The sequence below is a fragment of the Paenibacillus camerounensis genome (genome assembly GCF_000723885.1).
GTDB lineage: Bacteria > Bacillota > Bacilli > Paenibacillales > Paenibacillaceae > Paenibacillus_AQ > Paenibacillus_AQ camerounensis.
In genome coordinates, this window is record NZ_CCDG010000008.1 from 1 (window position 1) to 19,655 (window position 19,655).

General features: G+C 51.2%; 14 protein-coding genes. 8 read left to right on the forward strand and 6 right to left on the reverse strand.

The genetic code is table 11. The annotated features are described in order from the left end of the window. Window positions 1–191: 191 nt before the first annotated feature. Window positions 192–959 carry an ABC transporter ATP-binding protein gene (locus tag BN3772_RS03235; RefSeq protein WP_042196615.1) on the reverse strand — a complete coding sequence of 256 codons (768 nt, stop codon included), beginning with the start codon at window positions 957–959 and terminating at the stop codon, window positions 192–194. Continuing rightward, the gene (locus BN3772_RS03240; RefSeq protein ID WP_425280408.1) at window positions 959–2,074 is read right to left on the reverse strand and encodes a FecCD family ABC transporter permease; all 1,116 of its coding nucleotides are present in this window, start codon (window positions 2,072–2,074) and stop codon (window positions 959–961) included. Before BN3772_RS03240 ends, BN3772_RS03235 begins: the two co-directional genes overlap by 1 nt. A 188-nt stretch (window positions 2,075–2,262) precedes the next feature. Here BN3772_RS03240 and BN3772_RS03245 point away from each other — a divergent pair, with 188 nt between their 5' ends. From BN3772_RS03245 to BN3772_RS03255, 3 genes are all read left to right on the forward strand, one after another. After that, a complete protein-coding gene (locus tag BN3772_RS03245) occupies window positions 2,263–3,345 on the forward strand; it encodes an ABC transporter substrate-binding protein (RefSeq protein WP_244444670.1) in 1,083 nt (360 codons plus the stop codon). 239 nt (window positions 3,346–3,584) lie between these two features. Then, on the forward strand, window positions 3,585–4,637 hold the full coding sequence (locus BN3772_RS03250) for an Atu2307/SP_0267 family LLM class monooxygenase (protein ID WP_042196618.1): 1,053 nt from the start codon (window positions 3,585–3,587) through the stop codon (window positions 4,635–4,637). Window positions 4,638–4,655: 18 nt separating this feature from the next. Continuing rightward, window positions 4,656–5,963 (forward strand): hypothetical protein, encoded by a 1,308-nt coding sequence (locus BN3772_RS03255; RefSeq protein ID WP_042196620.1) that lies wholly within the window; start codon window positions 4,656–4,658, stop codon window positions 5,961–5,963. 43 nt (window positions 5,964–6,006) lie between these two features. On the opposite strand, the gene BN3772_RS03260 is transcribed toward BN3772_RS03255, so the two are convergent. Next, window positions 6,007–6,543, reverse strand: a complete 537-nt coding sequence (locus BN3772_RS03260) for a CDP-alcohol phosphatidyltransferase family protein (protein WP_209443611.1) — start codon at window positions 6,541–6,543, stop codon at window positions 6,007–6,009. Between the two features lie 187 nt (window positions 6,544–6,730). On the opposite strand from BN3772_RS03260, the gene BN3772_RS03265 reads away from it, so the two are divergent. The 3 genes from BN3772_RS03265 to BN3772_RS03275 all read left to right on the forward strand — a co-directional run bounded on the left by BN3772_RS03265 (window position 6,731) and on the right by BN3772_RS03275 (window position 8,953). Beyond that, the gene (locus BN3772_RS03265) at window positions 6,731–7,207 is read left to right on the forward strand and encodes a CPBP family intramembrane glutamic endopeptidase (protein ID WP_280114374.1); all 477 of its coding nucleotides are present in this window, start codon (window positions 6,731–6,733) and stop codon (window positions 7,205–7,207) included. Between the two features lie 94 nt (window positions 7,208–7,301). Beyond that, on the forward strand, window positions 7,302–7,853 hold the full coding sequence (locus BN3772_RS03270) for a hypothetical protein (RefSeq protein ID WP_042196622.1): 552 nt from the start codon (window positions 7,302–7,304) through the stop codon (window positions 7,851–7,853). Between the two features lie 434 nt (window positions 7,854–8,287). Further along, entirely contained in the window at window positions 8,288–8,953 is a 666-nt protein-coding gene (locus BN3772_RS03275; RefSeq protein ID WP_244444671.1) for a hypothetical protein, read from the forward strand. Between the two features lie 202 nt (window positions 8,954–9,155). Here BN3772_RS03275 and BN3772_RS03280 read toward each other — a convergent pair whose 3' ends face one another. Next, window positions 9,156–14,888: a bacterial Ig-like domain-containing protein gene (locus tag BN3772_RS03280; protein WP_052380361.1), complete on the reverse strand. Its 5,733-nt coding sequence runs from the start codon at window positions 14,886–14,888 to the stop codon at window positions 9,156–9,158. A gap of 239 nt (window positions 14,889–15,127) precedes the next feature. Between BN3772_RS03280 and BN3772_RS03285 the strand changes: the two genes are divergently transcribed. Continuing rightward, window positions 15,128–15,847, forward strand: a complete 720-nt coding sequence (locus tag BN3772_RS03285; RefSeq protein WP_042196624.1) for a glycosyltransferase family 2 protein — start codon at window positions 15,128–15,130, stop codon at window positions 15,845–15,847. A gap of 113 nt (window positions 15,848–15,960) precedes the next feature. Here BN3772_RS03285 and BN3772_RS03290 read toward each other — a convergent pair whose 3' ends face one another. Continuing rightward, window positions 15,961–17,652, reverse strand: a complete 1,692-nt coding sequence (locus tag BN3772_RS03290) for a M3 family oligoendopeptidase (RefSeq protein WP_042196626.1) — start codon at window positions 17,650–17,652, stop codon at window positions 15,961–15,963. Between the two features lie 84 nt (window positions 17,653–17,736). Further along, complete coding sequence (locus tag BN3772_RS03295; protein WP_042196628.1) at window positions 17,737–18,630, reverse strand: LysR family transcriptional regulator; 894 nt, start codon at window positions 18,628–18,630, stop codon at window positions 17,737–17,739. Window positions 18,631–19,068: 438 nt separating this feature from the next. On the opposite strand from BN3772_RS03295, the gene BN3772_RS03305 reads away from it, so the two are divergent. Continuing rightward, window positions 19,069–19,635 carry a YdeI/OmpD-associated family protein gene (locus BN3772_RS03305; protein ID WP_042196631.1) on the forward strand — a complete coding sequence of 189 codons (567 nt, stop codon included), beginning with the start codon at window positions 19,069–19,071 and terminating at the stop codon, window positions 19,633–19,635. The last annotated feature ends 20 nt before the right edge of the window (window positions 19,636–19,655 follow it).

A 19,655-nucleotide genomic window follows, 5' to 3' on the forward strand; every position in this document is an offset into this window, starting at 1 on the left:
TTTTCGTATACATTTGGCTAGTTTGCCCTCTTAGTGGCCTATTGTATTCGTTTTTTCGTATACATTAGGCCAGGGTATGTGCCTATATTCGCTATTTCAATACAGCTGCCAGAAGTCAGCAAATTAGGTTCTTAAGTACTAAAAGAGCGCCTCCGTTAAAGCAAATGGAGGCGCTCTTTATTATACACGGATCATCTGGTTTCCAGATATGCGATGCCCAGTGCCCCGGTAACCGGATTGCGGTAGGTTTCGCAGGCCACGTCAAAGACCTGTCCGATCAGCTCCTTGGTGAGGATATCCTCCGGTCTGCCGCTGGCCGCAACCTGACCCTGTTTCATCACATACAGATAATCGCAGTATTCGGCAGCAAGTGTAAGGTCGTGGAGTGCGGCGAGTATGCCGATGTCCAGCTTTTTGACGATGTTCAGGATCTGCAGCTGATATTTGATGTCCAGGTGGTTAGTCGGCTCGTCAAGAATCATGAATTCCGGCTGCTGTGCCAGCACACGGGCCAGAATGACACGCTGCTTCTCGCCGCCTGACAGGGAATTGTAGCTGCGCCCGGAATGGCCTTCCAGATTAACCATGCGTAAGGCGGAGGTCACGATTTCATGGTCCTGCTTATTGTCTGTCTCAAGCATCCCCTTATGCGGGGTCCGGCCCATTGCAGCCATCTCACGGACAGTGAAGTCGAAGCTCAGCTCATTGAACTGGCCGACAACGCCCAGCTTTTGAGCGACCGCTTTCGGGCTTGCTTTGATTACGTCCAGATCAGAGAGGAAGACGTTCCCCTGCTTAGGCTTAATGACTTTGTAAATACTCTTCAGAAGCGTGGATTTGCCGCAGCCGTTCGGTCCGATCAGACCGACGAATTGCTTGTTGCGGACCTTGAGCGATACATCCTTAACAATACTAACATTGGAAAAAGAGACCGCCAGACGTTCAACATTTAAGTCCATTATGATTTGCCTCCAAACGCGTAGCCTTTTTTGACCAGCATATACATGAACATCGGCGCACCAATCAGGGCGGTAATAATCCCGATCGGCAGCTCCACATTCGGAACAATGGTCCGGGCAATCACGTCAGTCCAGATCATGAAGATTGCTCCGAACAGGATTGAAGCCGGGAGCAGCCTGCGGTGGTCAGAGCCGACCAGACCCCGGATCAGATGGGGGATAATCAGGCCGACGAAGCCGATCATTCCGCAGCTTGCAACCATAATACCGGTGATCAGTGCAGTGAGGATCATATAGGCTCTGCGGTAAGCACCCAGCGAGATTCCCAGTGTAACAGCCGCTTCATCTCCAAGCAGCATGGCATTCAAAGCACGGAACTGCATCAGGAAAAAAACAGAGGCAAGTGTTATGGATACGGCAATCAGCGGCAGCTTATCCCAGCTTGAGGCGGCCAGGCTGCCCATAGTCCAGAAAGTAACGGTCTTAATACCTTCGGCATTGTTGGCGAAATAGACGATGAAATTGGCAAAAGCGGTGCATAGCGCATTGATGACCATGCCGGCGAGTACGAGCTTGACCGAAGTCATTTTACCTCCGGCATTGGCAAGGAGAAGTACAAGCAGGGAAGCGCCGACGGCTCCGGCAAAGGCCCAGAAGGCTACGCCGGTCTGCCCCAGAAAGCCCATTGTCCCAAAGCCGACCAGAATAGCGAAGGTTGCACCAAGCGAACCGCCTGAGGAAATACCAAGTATGTAAGGATCAGCAAGCGGATTTTGTACAGCGGCCTGCATAATCGTTCCGCACAGCGTAAGACCTGCACCGATGAACAGGGCCATAAGGACACGCGGGAAACGGATTTTCCAGATGATATCTACAAAAGATCCGGTAGTCAGATCCTGCACATCTCCAATCTGAATGCCGGTAATCTGGTGTAACAGAATCCGGTAGGATTGGGAGACGGGGATGTCCACCTGTCCAAAGGAGACGGCAGCACCCGCTGACAGAACCGTAATAACCAGCAGAATGATTATAATAGCAGTGAATCCGTAACGGCTATTGATGATAGATCGCTTGGCTGCCGGCTGCGCGGCTAGCTCGGTTTGCATGACATTCATACTAGACTCCTTAATTATAAAGTTTTAGTTTAAAATATACCGTATGTTGAGAATCGTTGTCAATGAGAATTATTATCATTGACATATGCTCCTGCTTTCTATATTCTACGATTGTATTCCTTGCAGATCGGAAGCTTACACCATCGCTGGCAAGGCTGTGTACCAGACATATAGAAAAGGGGATAGGAATGATGAAGAAAAGCTTTAAACGATTTATGCCGCTGCTGGCGGTTTTGCTGCTGGTAGGGATTCTTTCAGCATGCTCTTCTAACACGAAAAATGAGAATGCATCGGCTGCAACGGCAGTGCCTGCAGCTAATACAGCTGCTGAGGCCACTGAGGCTCCGACTGCTGCTCCAAGTACAAGCACAGTTTATCCGCTGACTATTGAGAATTACACGAATAACGGTGAGGGCACGGAATGGACAGCCAAATCTGTAACCTTTGACAAAGCGCCTGAGAAAGTCGTTGCCAATACCCAGGGTGCCGCTGAGCTCTTAATCAAACTGGGCTTGACTGACAAAATGGTAGGTGTTGCTGCGCTGTATGGTGCAGGTGACCCTTCTGTCCAGGAAGATTTCAAGAAAATCCCTGTAATCTCCGAGAATTATGCCAGCAAAGAGCTGGTTGTCGGAGCAAGCCCGGATCTGGTACTGGGACGTGCAGACCTGTTCGCGGATGCCGACTGGGGAGTTGGAACCGTTGAGGGCCTGAACGGACTTGGCATCCAAACCTATCTGCAGAATACCAGTGTAAAGGGTGCTACGCTGGACAGCCTGTATAAGGACATTGAACAAATCGGCCAGATCTTTGATGTGCAGGAGAATGCTACTGCTTATATCGGGGAGCTGAAACAGCGTGCCCAGGCGATTAAAGATCAAGCTGCAGCCAGCAATGCGAAGACCTTTGCTTATGTATCCGACGGCGGAAATGGTGCAATTGCTATTTATAGCGGAAACATCGATACATTTGCCGGCGATGTGCTTGGTCTGTTGGGTATTACGAACAGCTTCGGAGACGTTACTGGTGATGTCAGCAAAGAACAGCTGCTTGCTACCAACCCGGATGTACTCTTGCTCTCTGTCTACACCGGAGGTGTTGACCCGCAGGAGACGCTCAAAGCCTTCTATGCTGATCCGTCGCTGCAAAGCCTGAATGCCATTAAGAACAAAGCAATCTATCTGATCGATTTCAACCAGTTCTGGGGCTACAGCTATTCTATCTTTGACGGTGCTGAAAAGCTGCTGTCCGATATTCTGGCTAACCAGTAGGACAAATTGAAAATTACGTAAAGCAGGCTGGGTGGTCACTTTAAGTGGCTGCCTGACCTGCTTTTTGCTGCGGCCGGAAGTCCAAATATACTCTGGAGTCACGCCAAACCTTACTTATTAAGTTTCAATTCAATTTATATAGTAAATATTAATTTTGAATATTCAGCAATTTAGAGATAGAATGATGAAATAGTAAAAAATGATAGTGATATATAACAACAGCTTGGGGGAACAGAACCGTGGAACTCGGAATTAGTACATTTGTGGAGACCACACCGGATGTGGTTACAGGTAAGACTATGAGCCATGCAGAACGGCTGCGTGAAGTAGTGGAAGAGATCGTGCTGGCCGACCAGGTCGGGCTTGACGTGTATGGGGTCGGGGAGCACCACCGGCCGGACTTTGCCGCTTCCTCTCCGGCAGTGGTGATGGCTGCGGCAGCGGCCCTGACAAGCAATATCCGCCTGACCAGTGCGGTGATGATTCTGTCATCGGCTGACCCGGTGCGGGTGTTCCAGGATTTTGCCACCTTGGACGGATTAAGTAACGGCCGGGCCGAAATTATGGTCGGCCGGGGTTCATTTATAGAATCGTTTCCGCTATTCGGCTGTAATCTGAAGGATTATGAGAGTCTGTTTGAAGAAAAGCTCGATCTCCTGATGAAGCTTCAGCAGTCTGAATATGTGACGTGGGAAGGTAAGCACAGACCCGCTATACATAATCTGCCGGTGTATCCGCGTCCTGTACAGGACCCTCTTCCGGTCTGGATTGCCAGTGCGGGAAGCCCGGAATCTGCGGTTCGCACGGGCGCGCTTGGTCTGCCGTTTGCGCTGGCGATGATCGGACCTGTCCGCCCGCTGGATTTTGCCGCGCAGGTCAAGCTGTATAAAGAGGCAGCAGCAGCAGCAGGCCATGATTACGCCAAGCTGCCGGTTGCGGCACATGCGCATGGCTTTGTTGCCGGCAGTACGCCGAAGGCTATTGAACAGTTTTTCCCGTCGACCTATGCCAGAACCAATGTCCGGGCGGTTGAAAAAAGCCTGCCGCCGTATACCCGCGCAGATTATGATGCGGCAGTCAGCCCGGAAGGCGCGTTATTCGTCGGTGATCCGCGTACAGTCGCGGACAAAATCATTCAGTTACGCAAAGAAGTCGGAATCACCAGATTCCTCCTGCATGTCCCCCACGGGACGATGGCCCACAGTGAGGTGATGGAGTCGATCCGGCTGCTTGGAACAGAGGTGGCTCCGCTGGTACGGGAGGAAATTGCGCGCTGGGAGGAGAATATTTAGGGCAAAGGAGGGGTTCTGATGACAGAGCGTATCCCCTGTAAAAGTGAGGGCTGCAGCGCGACCATTCTTCCGGCTACGGTTCAGAAAACCGGCGGCTACTGCATGCCCTGCGTGCAGGCAAAGGAACGTCAGGAATGGCAGGCATACGTCATGAAGAATCGTACAACCGTGGATTTATATGCAGGAGTAACAGATTCTGTTGAGTTGCTGAAGATTATGCATGCTTCCAGGCCGCATGATCCGTTAATCGTGTATACACCGTATAAATCCGGCAAGGAGGAGCTGTACCACTCACTTTCCGGGGAGGAAGCAGGCAGGCTGGAGGCTTATGCGCTTGAATTGCTGAGGGCAGAGGATGAGGATGGATGCACTGATATTCTGATGTCGCTGGTCTGCTATAACAACTGGCTGCTGAGCGGAACGGGAACACTTGCTGAACTGCTGCGCAGAGAGGTATATCATCCGGGGATTTTGTATAAAGATGCACCGGCAGATATCCGGAATCTGCTGCTGGAGCAGCTGGAGACAGACGGGGAGAACCGGAATTTGCTGCTGCTGGCTTTAAGCTGGATTGGAGATGAGGTTATCGTTGAGCGCTTCAGGGAGTGGCGGGAGCAAATGCCGGACTGGGCGGAGGAGCTGCACATTGCACCTGAATGGTATACGCATGAAGCCGGCTGGGAGCTGACTGCGGACGGGAAACGGCGGGATTTATTTTACCTGGATAATTATGCTGTTGAAAAAATAAACCCGTCTGAAGCTACAGCATATGCAGAGGAACCGGAGGCAAGCTTTCTCACTGAAAGCAGGCAAAATTGTGAATGGTGCGGGAGTCCGCTTACTGTCCTTCTGGATATTCATGCAGACCACCCTTCTGTGCAACATCTTCCAGTGAACGGACAAAAGCTGCAGGTACAGACCTGCATAATCTGCAGCTGCTACGGACCGGTGTTTATGGAGCTGGATTCCTTGCAAGGAGCACGGTGGAGCGCTTTTAACCGGAAGCCCGGCTATTTGCCGGAGACGGATCCGGAGGAGGAGAGGCGGGAATACCTGTCTGCCGGTAAGCAATTCCGGATAGCAGAGAAAGCTAGGAACACTTACTATGCTGTTCAGTGGACGATGGAGCCCTGGGCCTCGCAGATTGGCGGTTATCCGACCTGGATTCAGAATGGGGAATATCCCTTGTGTCCCTGCTGCTCACAGAGCATGCATTTTATAGGACAGCTGGACTGGGAAGCCGTAGAGGAATACGGAGAAGGTATTTATTATATGTTCTTATGCCCCGAGGGCAGGATGTCCGCCACACTGTTTCAGCAGTCCTGATTATGATGATCAGTTAGAAATAGCAGGCGATTTCGCCGGCAGTCTATCTTTTCCATTGAAAATAACGGGCATCCCTCTTCAGTTCCCGCGAACAGATATTGATTGCCAATTCCTCAAGGGCTGACAGGCTGGCTGCAATGCACAGCAGGCTAGCAGGTGCCGTAAGTCCAAACAGGTAATACAAAAACGGGAAGCAGAACAGCAGCAGTCCGGTTGCCTTATTGGCATAGGTATGGATGAACGCCAGCGTACGGTATCTGAGCCACCCGGTCAGCAGAGAAGCGCCGCGGAGTACGGCAATGCCGGCTATCCAGTATATCAACCAAACGGGTAAATGCAGGAGCGGGAGGAGTACCAGCAGTAACACACCTATAAAAAGGAAGTCAGCCATACTATCCAGACTCGCGCCAGCTTCACTGGCGCTTTTTGTTTTGCGGGCAATATAGCCGTCCAGCGCATCACTCGCCCCGCACAAGGTATAGACAACAAGAAACAAGCCGGACAACGGTTCCAGGAACAACAGGCAGAGTGAGCCGATCATTCTCATGACAGTGAGCGTGTTAGGGATATGTCTGATCATTGCGCCTCCAAACAGGAATATTTATGTGCGTGAGTGTTCTTTTAACAGGATGCTGCTAATGTTATGGAACGATGGGGACTTTTATTATAGCTGAGCTTTCTGTTTCTATGATAGGGCAAAAATAACAATAATGTATATAAGCTGGTGAGTGGATGCGCAGATTATATGAGGTCTTAAGACGGCTGTCATTGCTCTCGGATGGATGGTTCAGAGCGCAGCGGAGGAATGGGCTGTCAGAGGCTGGTTAATTCCCATGCTGGCGAAGGAAAGCACACCTGCTGTTGCAATAATATTATCGTCGGTCATATTCGGGATCTTTCATCTGTTCAGCTCCGGGGTTACAATGTTATCTTTTATTAATCTGATCTTGTCCGGATTGTTTTTTGCCGGCTATGCGATTGTTACGAAACATATTTGGGGAGTCTGCGGTATGCACTTTGCCTGGAATGTTACGCTTGGCAATCTTTACGGATTTCCGGTAAGCGGGTTTGCGGATAACGGGCGGACGCTTTTAGGAATGAATTTGACGGGACCGGCGGTTTTTACAGGTGGAGCGTTTGGTCCTGAGGGTGGAGCGGTTACAACTTTTGTGCTATTGTTGGGCGTTATTATTCTGGCTATATTGTGGTGCCGGCAACAGGCATACTTTAATTCCATGAATTAACATATTTCTAGTAACATTTGTAACTGTGATTCGTGCTGGAATTTGATAAAAATAGGGTGTAAGCGTTTTTTATAACATGACTGGGGGAATGTTTGTGAAAAAAGTTACAAAATTAATGCTGGTGGCTGGAATTTCACTGGCACTTGTAGGCGTAGGCAACAGCAGTGCACTTAACAACGTGACTTCTGCAGCGAGTGCGCCTTTGAAGGTGGGCCGTGTTGAGGCAGCAGCCCATGGAACCAAGTGCTTTACAGTAGCGGTAGCCGTCGTTCAGAACGGAGTTATCGTAGCAGCTTCGCTGGATGATTACCAGTTCCTGAGCACAGATGTGGCTAAGGGTGTACCTAACTCTGATAAGGATTTTGGGCAGAACTACAAAGATCCAAAGGTCGTTCTGGCTTCCAAGAAATCCAACTCCAAATACTACAGCGAGCACATGGCAGAAGCAGCAGGCTCCACTGTAGCTTATGATAAGAACCTGGCAGCGATTGAGAAGTTCGCGACCGGCAGAACGATCAAATCCCTGGAACAGACACTGACATACAAATCGGCTGAGCAGGTAGTTGACGCAGTAAGCGGCGCAACACTTGTGGATACCCACGGCTATCTGAAGGCAATCCTTGATGCAGCCAAAGCTGCCAAGTAATCCGGTATAACTTCAGCAGTGCAGACACCTTCGCAGCTACAGCTGTGAAGGTGTCTTTTTGAAATATAAGGATTCATATGTTCTACGCTATAAACTTTCCTTATATTTCTCGCAGAAACGCTTACCGTCCTGTTTAGGACAGCTAAGCCATTTCTGCTTGTATGCCGGGATCACACCATGAAGCACCAGCGGTCGCCATAAGCATCAGAAAGCTCCTTTACAGGTATCGGTAGTATTTGAGCGGAAGATTCTATAAATATTTTACAGGAAATGGTTTTCACTGTATTGTAAAAATACGACGCAAAACCGGATGGAAGCCCGTAATGACAGGGTTTATTATGCGTATGCCGGCTCTCCGGCTGATGCACAGGCTGAGGATTATATTTTACCCGGGGCCGGTTGATGGTATGATAGATAGCGGGGTGAGAATACGAATGAATAATGAGAACGAAACAATGGATGAAACAGTGAATGAAACAGCGAATGAGACTGTAAGTGAAGAGACAAGCAATAACCCGGCAGGTATGACTGAAGAGAAATGGAATGAGCTGGTCAAAGCGGTTCATCATAATGGTATGGTAGCTTTGAAGATGTATTTTAAAGAGGTGCAGAGCCAAATTATTAATCTGGCGGCTTTTGGGCCCGTATTTGTATACCATGTGAAAAATGAATCAGGCGAAGTCTATTCCACCGGATTCTTCCTGCGCGAGCTGGTGAACCGGTTCCAGTCGGACAAGAACCCTGAAGTATGGGTATCCTCCTTCTTCCATGAGCTGATGAAGACAAAAGGCGGCAAGCCGCTTCCGAAGCAGCCGGAATCAGAGGAAGAAGCTAAAGCGGTTATCGACAATCAGGTGGTTCCACTGTGCATCAAGACTGTACAAGAGGAGTTCGCTCCTGAGAAGGTGCATGCAGGTCTGGCCTGGAATGAGGACCACGGTCCGGTATTTGAAGCCGGCTTCCCTGCTGTTACTGCCGGGAACAACGTATGTGCCATTCCGCTTCAGCTGCTCTTTACACACTTCCAGCTGAACCGTGATCCATCCGAGCTGCTGCTTACCGGTTTGTACAATATCCGCAAACAGCATGGGCTGGAATAGGACAGTATAGTCCATGCAGTTCGCTTCAACAGAAACAGCAAAAAGAGACGGTATTCCTGCCGTCTCTTTTTGCTGTTTGGGATACTTATAGCTAAGCCCGGTAAACCGTGCTCTGTATAAATGCTACCCGCGCTGAACGGTTGATTGCGAGGGCAGGGTCAGAGCACATATGCCGTAATGGATTAATCAGCAGCCCTTTGCGTTACAGCGACGTCCAAATCCGGTAGATCAGTACAGCTGCTTCTGCGCGGGTGGATAGCTTTGACGGATTGAGCTGGCCGCCGGCATCGCCTTTGATGAAGCCTGCCTCAGCCAGCACAGCAATGTCACCGGCAGCGTAACTAGCAATCTCCGCACGGTCAGCGAAGGAGCTGAGAGCAGAGGAGGCCGCAGAGTCCCCTTGCAGAATACGGGCAGCTTTAAGTGCTCTTACAGTCATTACGAACATATCCTGCCTTGAGACAGGTTCCTGAGGATGGAAAGATCCGTCCGGCTGTCCGTTGATCAGGCCGTGCTGCTTGGCTGTTATCAGCTCCCCGTAGAAGTAATCCTCCGGCTGAACATCTGCGAAGCTTATGGTTGTGCCGCCCGCGGCTCCGGACAGACCCAGCAGCCTGACCAGCAGGGAGGCAAAGTCTGCGCGTGTCACGGACTGTTCCGGCAGGAAGCCGGTATCCGGCATACCCTTGAGAATTCCGCGCGAGGCCAGTAACTCAATCTCATGACTGGCCCAATGGCTGCCGGAGATATCCTTAAAGGATGGATGATGTAGAACAGCGGCATACTGTCCGGCAGTACGGTCCGCCGTGAAAACGGCCTGTTTCCCGGCTGTATCATAGCGGCTGTCCACAACCGCTGTAATAGCGCCGCCAGCACTGATCTGCCAGACAACGATAAACGGCTGATTAGCGGCTGGTACGGCTGCCGTATAAGGCAGGCGCACTTGGACGCCGGAGCTTGAACCGCTGTCTCCGGCAGGCTTGCCGTCTAACAGAAGCTCAAAGGCTACCAGCGGGGCTTCGCCGAGCTGTTCCTTCAGTAATCCAGATGGCTCGGTTAAGCTGATCTGCAGGGTTATAGCCTTGGCAGCTGCAAGCTCATCTGCCTTAAATAGCTGATCTGGAAGGACTACACTGGCAATAGCTGTGTTAACCTCTATTTGCAGCCGGGAGGTCCCGGCTGTAAATGCGGACGCCGGAATTGTAATTGCATAAGCGCCGGAAGCAGCATTCTCTTTCAGCTGAAGCCGGAGGAGTCTGGTTCCGTCTGCCTGATTCAGTGCCACTGCCAGTGCCTTCTGCAGCACGGCATCACTCAGCACTGCCTGCACTTTACCTTGAACAGCAGTCGTTGCCAGAGTGATGCTCACACTGCCATCCGGCTGAACTGTACTTACGGCGGGATCAGCCGTTGTTACGGTACCGCCCGGAAGAGCAGGAGCTGGAGTAGGCGACGGTGCAGGTGTTGCTCCGGGAGTTGGAGTCGCAGCGGGCTCTTCTTCTCCTGGTTCACTATCATCAAATGGAATGAACTTGAGGAAATCTCCCCAGACTACATTCCCTGAGGCATCTCTTGAATAGACGCTGACCGGAGTCAGGCTGACAAAGTTGGCATCGCTGAGCTGCTTGCCGGATTTATTAGCCGATACAGTCCCGTCATACATATAGTTATTATCCGCTGCCAGTCCCGCCGGGTACTGGTCTTTAGCGATGCTGGCTGTCCGGTAGGACAGGAAGCCGCCGATTGTGAAATTAGGCGTAATGTGATCATAGGTAGTGAAGCTCAAATTGCCGCGCGTGTTGTTGAAGCCGATGTTGTTCTCGGCAATGACACCGGGATTGCTATTGCTGGTAAAGCCGTATGCCCCGTTGCCGAAGGCAACGGAATTGCGGATGATATGGTGGACAGAAATACCTTCGCCGCCCAGTTTAAATCCGTTTTTGTCACCTGCACCCAAGGTTCCGTCAGTCAGGTGGCCGTTGTTGAAGGCCGCGCTGTCTTCAATCAGCACAGCGCCAATCGCTCCCGTCCCCGCTTTGGTGTATAAATCCCACCCGTCATCAATATTATTGTACGCCAGACAGCCTCTGAACACGTTGCCGACACCAGAGGTCAGCTTGGCCGCGAAGCCGTCGGCATTATTATCGGAAGGGTCGCGGTTATCGAAGGAGGAGCTGTTCAGAATCAGGTTGTACGACGGCCACTCCGCGAGTTCCACAGCGGTTCCGTCCGTCCGGCTGATCTGCAGGCCGGTATCCCCGTTGGCATAGAAACGGCTGTTTTCCACGATGTTATGATTGCCGCCTACAGTGAATCCTTTGGTATTGCCTGCTGTACGCGTGAAATCAAGTCCTTTGACATGCCAGTAGCTGCCGCTCAGCAGGACGCCTTCTGTTTTTTTATCAAAGTCAAATATAGGGCGTGCACCGGGAGCTGCCTCCAGCACCTTCATGGCGTCAGCCGTTCCGTCATTGTACTTCTTGATCTCTAGCTTGCTTGAACGCACATACCGGCCGTCCTGAACGATAATACGCTGTCCGGGCTGCACGTAATCAATCGCGGTGTCGATATCGAGCGGGTGCTCCGGTGTACCGTCGCCAGTGACCGTTCCGGCAGGGGAGACGTAAATATCGTTACCTTCGGCATAGCTTTTCATGGTGACGGTAAAGTTGCGGACAATCTTATCGTAGGAGGTCAGGTACTGGGTATCATCCGGCAAAAAGCTGATGCTGAAATTCGTATCCTGCTGTGCCGCAAGTTCAGCGGAAAGCGAAAGCCGTTTCCCGGCTTCTGCCTTGACATCCTGTGCAATGACTGTAGAGCCCTGCTTCAGTGTCACTGTTCCGTTGACATTCGGCCGCAGGATCATCCAGTAATCAGACTGGGAGGTTCTGCCCAGCGAAAGAATATCAAATGCCGGTGTCACTGCATTTTGCGGCGGATCAATCTTAGGAGCATCCGTCGCGGCTGAGGTAACGGTCAGCTGAATGCTGCTGACGTCGATGGTAGCCAGCCGGGCTGTGTAGAAGCCGACATACATTTTGCCATCCTGCACGTTAAGGATATCCGGTGTGAAGAACACGGCCTCGTTGCCGTCATTAATCTGGCCGGTGAAGCCGCTGTTCGTCTTGGATAGAGTCAGCCGGTAGGGAGCGGCAGGGAACGTATTACCGGGAGCCGGCTGCTCGGTATTCAGCATGACGGTCTTGATTCCCTTGCTGCCGGCCCCGTCAGAAGATTCCACTCCGGTGCGCACGAACAGCTGGGTTCCGTTGCTGCTCTTGGTTCCGCCGCTGTAGCCGCCGATGGCAGCAATATTGGAGGCGAATACACTGGAATTGCCTTCTGTGCCGATCACATCACGGGCCATTATGCCAAAGGATTCCTGACCGTCATACGGGGATTTGGCATAAGCGGATACCTGGATGTCAGCAGACAACACGAAGTTATCTTGGACTGCATCAAGCACAGTGTAGTAGAACGTGATGCCGTCATGGTCCTCGGTAACCTTGCCTCCGCCTTCAAGTGCAATCAAACGAATGGAGCCGTCCTCCCGGACAACAGTCTGATTATTGGCGGCAGATGTGGACTGCCCGAAATGAGTGCTGCTCCACACCGGCTGGGCTGTTTCCCTGACTGTTACAGGGTAGCTAATCGGATCAATAGCGGGATCGGCCGGGATGATCACGATATCATACACACCGGGAGTCTTGCTGTCGAACTTGCTAGTGTCAAGCGTATAGCCGCTGAGCACTTCCCGGTCCCCGTTGTCATATACCTTGGAAACGGCAAGCCCGTTGCTGCTAAAGCTGTCATCCAGCAGGAAGCTAGTCTTCGGGTATACTGTCACTTCAATGCCGGTTAACTGTTTTATTTTGACCTCAACCGGGAATTTAACAGTAGCGCCCTTATGGCTAACGGTAATCTCACGTGAACCGGGAACAGAAGTGTCAAGCGCAGAAACGCTATATTCCTCTTTCATGAGCCGCTGGGAGGTACCGTCACTGTAATGGGCATAGAGCACCAGCCCCTCCAGCTTCAGTGTATCCCCGATGTAATATACCGTTTGCTTCGGAAGATTGCGGATCTCCAGTTTACTTAGCGCTGCATCCTCAACCTTAATATTAAAGGCGGTTGTTACCTCCGGAGTCTCCACCGAGGCAGCGGTCACCTCATAGACGCCTGGTCCGCTGAACAGGTACGGTGCCTGCTCCGTTACGGGCTGGCCGTTAATGGAGAGTGAGTAGAGGGTGCTGTCCAGCTCCGTTCCCGGGGTGCTGCCGTTATAGCCGGCCAGAAGGACAAGTCCCTGAGGGTCGAAGGCATCACCCGGATAATAGACGGTTTTGGCCGGGTAGTATTTGACTGTCAGCCCGGACACGGACAGAGGAAGAATCTGCAGGGTAATTGCTGCAGAAGCACCGTTATAATGAACGGTTACCGTGTTAGCCCCGGCCTTGCTGCTGTCAAAGCCGGTAACGATGTAATCAGCCGGTGACAGGACAGCCTCGCTGTTATCGGAATAGACAGCTTTTACAGATAAGCCGGTCAGGTCAAGGGCTTCTCCGATGAAATAAGAGGTCTTTACCATAGCGCTGGTATCTGCCGTTAAGGAAGTAACCGCTTTGGTCTCTAGCCTGATATCCACATCGCTGAAGGCAACTACAGCATCTCTGGCTGCATACACCCCGGCAAACAGGGTATCGCTGAACGCTCCGTCCAGTGTTATAGTTTCGGTCTGGCTGCCGGTGCTGAGCTGCAGCGTATTGCCGGATTTTTTGATACGGAGCGCATATTCTTCACCGGCTGCAGGGACAGAAATGCCGCTGAACGGGGCAAGCTTTACCTGTGATGACTGTTTGTAGAATCCCTTAATCACCTGATCCAGCGCGCCAACCGCGGCATAATTGGAGGTTGCTGCGGCTGAATCGCCGTTCACACCTACGCTGTCCCGCAGCATCAGCCCGAAGGATTTCTGGTTCGGTGTACTGATGCTGCTGTTGCTGTTGAACGAAAGGACCTTGGCTGTGGCTGTAAGCTCAAAATTAGCCTGGGCAGGGATCTCCCTGAAATAGAAGGAAAGCCCTTCGTCGCTCCCGGAGATTTTTCCGCCGTAGGTTTCCAGAGTCACGGAGGTCTCAGTTGCGTCTACAGGCGCAGGATTCTTCACTGCACTGGTGTTTCCGCCAAAAGCGCTGTACGTCCACGGGCCGAGCTCGATTGGCTTTTCCTGAAGAAGCTGTACATTACTGAAAGTAACGGTTGTGTTCCGGGCAGTGTAAAGTCCCGCATATTGAACAGCACCGCTGAAGCCTTCAAGTGTTTTGGTGACGCCGTCGAGAGTGAAGACATACAGATTCCCGGTTTTCCGGATGCTGATGTCATAATCCTCCCCTGCCGCAGGCTTGCCGGCTGTATCAAACAGATAGCCGGTCTTCTGAAGGCTGCCGCCACCCGATTTATAAAACGCTTTCATTTCTTGGTCCAAAGCACCTACAGCAGTGAAATCCCCTGTATATGCCCCGGACTGGTTATCCCACACATTGCTGCGCAGCATGAGCCCGAATGACACCTGATTGTTGGCTGTCCAGGCATCCACATGTGCCTTAGCTTTGAGTTCGAAATCTGCTGCAGGATCAATCTGCTGAAAATAATAAGCAATCCCTTCAGTGCTGCCGGAAATTTTGCCGCGGTCAGCAGAGCTGCGCAGGGTAACGGTTGAATCTGCATTCTCTGTAATGCCGAAGTTTGCCGCCGTAATTTTGTCCTGGCCGCCTACATCGCCGAATACACTTCCTTTCCAATTACTGCTGATATTAATCATACCGGCAGCCGGATCGGGATCAGACACTTCTGCTGCAGAGGCCAGCGGCGGAAGTGAGGATGACAATAACAGGATGGATGTGAGCACAGACAGCAAGCGTTTTTTTAACAAAACCAGAATCCCCTCCATATGTACCTATATTTGACAGGCTAGGTGGCCTGATCAAGCGAAATTATACCCTACAGGAGAAAAGTACGGCTACAATCAATAACTCACATCTTCCCTCTCAGGGGAAGAATGGAACAAATGTGAGCTAATGATACCAGGATTACCGCTATATCGCTCATGCCCGAACGGCCGCTGGACGGGGCTCATATGCTAAAGGGATAACAGGATGGGGGAGAGGGGCAGTGGGAAGAGCGGCAAATAAGCATGTCAATGCAGTCTCAATAATCGTGTGCACGAATCGCCCGGAGTTTTTTGATAATCTGCTTGCCAATTACAAGAACCAGAAGGTGAAATATAAGGAACTGATTATTATCCTCAACAAGGACAGTATGAAGCTGCAGGCATATCAGATGAGGGCAGGCTCCGGGCACAACATTACCGTCTATAAGCTCCCGGAGTCGGTTTCGCTCGGCCAATGCCTGAACAGTGCCATAACCAAGGCGCGTTATCCGCTGATTGCCAAGTTTGACGACGATGATTATTATTCCCCGTATTATCTGAACGAACAGATCAGGACGCTGAACCGCACACGCAGCGATATCGTCGGAAAGCATGCCTGTCTTGTCTATCTTGAGAAAAGCCGCCGGCTGATTGTACGGTCACCGAAGGAGCAGCATAAGCCGGTGGTCTTTTTGCAGGGAGGGACGCTGCTGTTCAGAAAACAGGTGTGTAAGCAGGTGCTGTTTCCCGACCGCTCGGTGGGTGAGGATGTTAACTTCCTTAGGCGCTGCAAAAGAAAAGGGTTCCGCACCTTTGCCACTTCACAGTATAACTATGTCTATGTGCGCAGGTCCGACAAAGGCAGCCACACCTGGAAGGCCAAGGATTATTTTTATCTGAAGGGCAGCATTCCAGTGGCAGTAACCGGTAATTTCCGGAGCTTCGCCGACAGAAAGCTATAGCTGAGTAATAGAGCTTGTTGCAGTGAAAATAAAGAGTCCCGCGCTCCGGCTTAATCCGGGGAACGGGACTTTTCTATTAAATCTGCCTGCGGACTGCAGACAATGCAGCTGTCTTACAATGCTTTATCGTCAATTGAATTCAGCCAATTCTCAATTTCGCCGATTACGGAGCTGACACAGCCGTCTTCAAACGGTGAGATCAGTCCGGCAAGCTCTACCAGCTCAATGAAGGATTTGCTGCCGCCAGCCTTACAGAGCCTCAGGTAATCACTCCAGGCCTTTGCGAAATCCTCGTTAGAACGTTTCCAGAACTGGAATGCGCACAGCTGGGCTAACGTGTAATCAATATAGTAGAACGGGGTGCGGAAAATATGCGCCTGCTTGTGCCAGAAGCCGCCTTGTTCCAGATAGCTGTTGCCGTCATAATCGCGGTGCGGCAGATATTTCTGCTCAATCTCCCGCCAGGCCTGCCTGCGCTCCTGAGGAGTTGCCTCAGGATTGCTGTAGACGAAATGCTGGAATTCATCTACCGATACACCGTAAGGAATAAACTCCAGGCTTTCGGCCAGATGATTGAACCGGTATTTGTCGGCATCCTCTTCAAAGAACAGGTTCATCCACGGCCAGGCAAAAAACTCCATGCTCATCGAGTGGATCTCTGCCGCTTCATAGGTTGGGAAAGCGTACTCCGGCACATTCAGGCTGCGGCTGGAGTACACCTGGAAGGCGTGGCCCACTTCATGGGTAAGTACATCAATATCTCCAGAGGTTCCGTTAAAGTTTGAGAAAATAAATGGCGCTTGGTACTTGTTGAAATAGGTGCAGTATCCGCCGCTTTCCTTGCCGCTTTTGCTCAACAGGTCCATCAGCTCATTGTTCTGCATCATCGTAAAGAATTCGTCTGTTTCAGGTGAGAGCTCCCGGTACATTTGTGCACCATTAGCCACAATCCAGCCGGCATCCCCCTTTGGCGCAGCATTTCCGTTGTTGAAAACAAGGGATTCGTCATAAAATTTCAGCTTGTCCAGACCCAGCCGTTCATTCTGGCGCTGCTTCAGCTTCTGTGCTACAGGTACAATCTGCTCAAGCACCTGCTTGCGGAAGTTGGCTACCATGCCGGCGTCATAGGCGGTCCGGTTCATCCGGTCATAGCCAAGCTCAACGAAGCAGGGGTATCCAAGCTTGCGGGCGATGCCTGTACGTACAGCAACCATCTCGTCATAAATACGGTCAAAATCATTTTCGTGTGCTGCCATAAAATCGTATTTGGCCTGGAAAGCGCGTTTGCGCATATCCCGGTCAGGCGACATCTCAAACGGTGTGAGCTGGGATAAAGTGCGTTCTTCGCCTTCAAACATAATTTTGGCTGAAGCGATGAGCTGGCTGTATTCGGTGGACAGCTTGTTCTCCAGCTGCAGATCCTCAATGACCTCCGTACTAAAGGTACGGATCGAGATTTCAGCCAGGTCAAAGAGCTGGGCCCCCCATTCCTGCACGAAATCAGTCCTGTATTTGGACTTTACAAGTGCTTTGTAGTAATCGGTTATGTACTCCTGGACAATAGGTTCAACTTCATCAAAATAATTTCGCTCGGATTTGTAAAATTCATCCAGGGAATTGATCGAGGCCCGGACGTAGGCCAGATTCAGCAGGGTTTCGAAATCGCTGCGCAGCTCATTTATCGCGGTAATAGAGGCCTTCTGCTCCTCAAGGCTGTCTGCTTCCAGACCCTTAAGCAGGGCTGCAAATTCCTGCTTAAGCTTGTCAAGATCAGGACGCTCATAGGGATATTCAGTAAATTTCATGTAATCATCAACATCCTTTCTCTGCCAGATGAAGTATATTATACTATGTGGAAGACAAAACCAAAACCCAAATCATGAAGAACTTTACAAGCAGAGCGCCTGCATCAGCTCAATAAATAAACCGATGAACGGCGAAAGGTGGCGGTCCCGGTTATAGGAATAGAAAATCCGCCGCTGACAATGGTACGCTGGAATGGGACGCATGATCAGCTTACCGGAGGCCACCTCATCGGCAACTGCAAGCCGTGAAATGAAGGATACATATCTGCCGCTAATCAGCGACTGCTTAATTGCCTCCAGGGAATCCAGCAGCAGGTGGGCACGGGGCTCAAATCCGCAGTCCTCGAACCATTTGCTGGTGATCCGGCCGGTGCTGGACTGGCTGTTATGCTGGATAAATTTTGCCCCGGAGATCAGGGTAGGGGTCAGCTCCGGCTGGCCTGCGAATTCGTGCCCCGGTGCGAACACGAGCACAAGCTCATCTTCGCAGAGCGGCTGGCTGTGCAGGCTGGGCAGATAAAAGGATTCGGTGGACAGGATTCCCAGGTCAAGCTCCTGGTTGACCAGCATCTCTTTGATCACAGGCGAAGGCTTTACTGATAGCGACACGGTGGTCTCTGGATGAAGCTCACCGAACCGGCTGAGGATTCCGGGCAGGATGTAGGTGGCCGGAACATAGCTGGCACCAATGCTCAGCGAGCTGCGGCCGGCAAGGCTAAATTCCTTCACGACGCGCTCCGCCTCAGCCGCCAGGGCATTGATTTTAACCGCATAATGAAGGAAGGCTCTCCCGCTCTCTGTGAGAATCATTTTGTCCATCCTCGGCTCGAACAGCTTTTCCCCAAGCTGCTGCTCCAGATTTTTGAGATGATAGGTTACCGTCGGCTGCTTCAGCCCGAGAACGCTTGCAACGGTTGTTATTTTTTTGTGTTTATACAAAAGCTCCACAATCTGCAGCTTAATTAAATTCAGGTTCATTCCGTTCACTCCCCCGCGCTATTAGCTACAGGTTAACATAGAAAAATTCTATGAATGTTAAAACTGATGCATCAGAAAGTTAATATCAGGATGACACTTAGCGAATATAGGGGTGTTACGGGTAAGCTGCTGCATAAATCGGATAAAGGAGAACAAGTCATGATGCAGGCAATAAGCTATAAGACGGATTTTGCGGCGCTGTGCGCCAAGTATGAACTGGGGTCGTTGATGCAGCCGCCGGAGCCTGTCACCGGGGGATATATGCACAGGTTACCGGCACAATTGAATCGCTGGAGGACTATGCGGCATTCATACCTGTCTGTATGGAATGGCTGACGGAAGTCAGCAGATAAGAGCACCCGTGTCCGGTTAGCTTATGGTAACATGAGTGAGAGCCAGGCTAAGGTCAGCCGAGTCCGTTAGGAGTGAATGCACATTATGGAGATGGACAATCTATTACTATTAACAACCCGTGAAGAACTGCGGAGCTGGCTGCAGGCATACGGCAGGACGGAGAAATGCTGCTGGGTTATTGTAAGTATGACGCCTGTCCCGGACAAGCTGCTCTATCTGGATACCGTTGAAGAGGCACTGTGCTTCGGCTGGATCGACGGAGTCAAGAAAAGCACGGAGCACGGGGTCGTACAGCGGCTGTCACCAAGATCTAAAAGAAGCTCATGGACCGAGCTGAATAAAGAACGGGTCCGCCGGCTGGACAAGCTGGGGCTGCTGAGCGATGAGGGCAGACGCGTGCTGCCGGATATGGGACCCGAATCTTTTGTAATAGATGAAGGAATTGAGCAGGCATTAAAAGAGGACCCTCAGGTTTATGCGAACTTTCTGGCGTTTCCGGCACTCTACAGCAGAATCCGTATTGACAACATACAGGGCTATAAGAAGCAGCCGGAGTTATTCCAGAGCAGATTGGACAAATTCATAGCAAATACGCGGGACAACGTGATGTATGGTGCGTGGCATGATAACGGGCGCCTTGCAGATTACTGAATAATTCGGGTAATATAAAC

Coding starts and splice junctions, on each gene's coding strand:
- BN3772_RS03235 (WP_042196615.1), bottom strand. CDS start 959: ATGGACTTAAATGTTGAACGTCTGGCGGTCTCTTTTTCCAATGTTAGT.
- BN3772_RS03240 (WP_425280408.1), bottom strand. CDS start 2,074: ATGAATGTCATGCAAACCGAGCTAGCCGCGCAGCCGGCAGCCAAGCGA.
- BN3772_RS03245 (WP_244444670.1), top strand. CDS start 2,263: ATGATGAAGAAAAGCTTTAAACGATTTATGCCGCTGCTGGCGGTTTTG.
- BN3772_RS03255 (WP_042196620.1), top strand. CDS start 4,656: ATGACAGAGCGTATCCCCTGTAAAAGTGAGGGCTGCAGCGCGACCATT.
- BN3772_RS03260 (WP_209443611.1), bottom strand. CDS start 6,543: ATGATCAGACATATCCCTAACACGCTCACTGTCATGAGAATGATCGGC.
- BN3772_RS03275 (WP_244444671.1), top strand. CDS start 8,288: ATGAATAATGAGAACGAAACAATGGATGAAACAGTGAATGAAACAGCG.
- BN3772_RS03290 (WP_042196626.1), bottom strand. CDS start 17,652: ATGAAATTTACTGAATATCCCTATGAGCGTCCTGATCTTGACAAGCTT.
- BN3772_RS03295 (WP_042196628.1), bottom strand. CDS start 18,630: ATGAACCTGAATTTAATTAAGCTGCAGATTGTGGAGCTTTTGTATAAA.
- BN3772_RS03305 (WP_042196631.1), top strand. CDS start 19,069: ATGGAGATGGACAATCTATTACTATTAACAACCCGTGAAGAACTGCGG.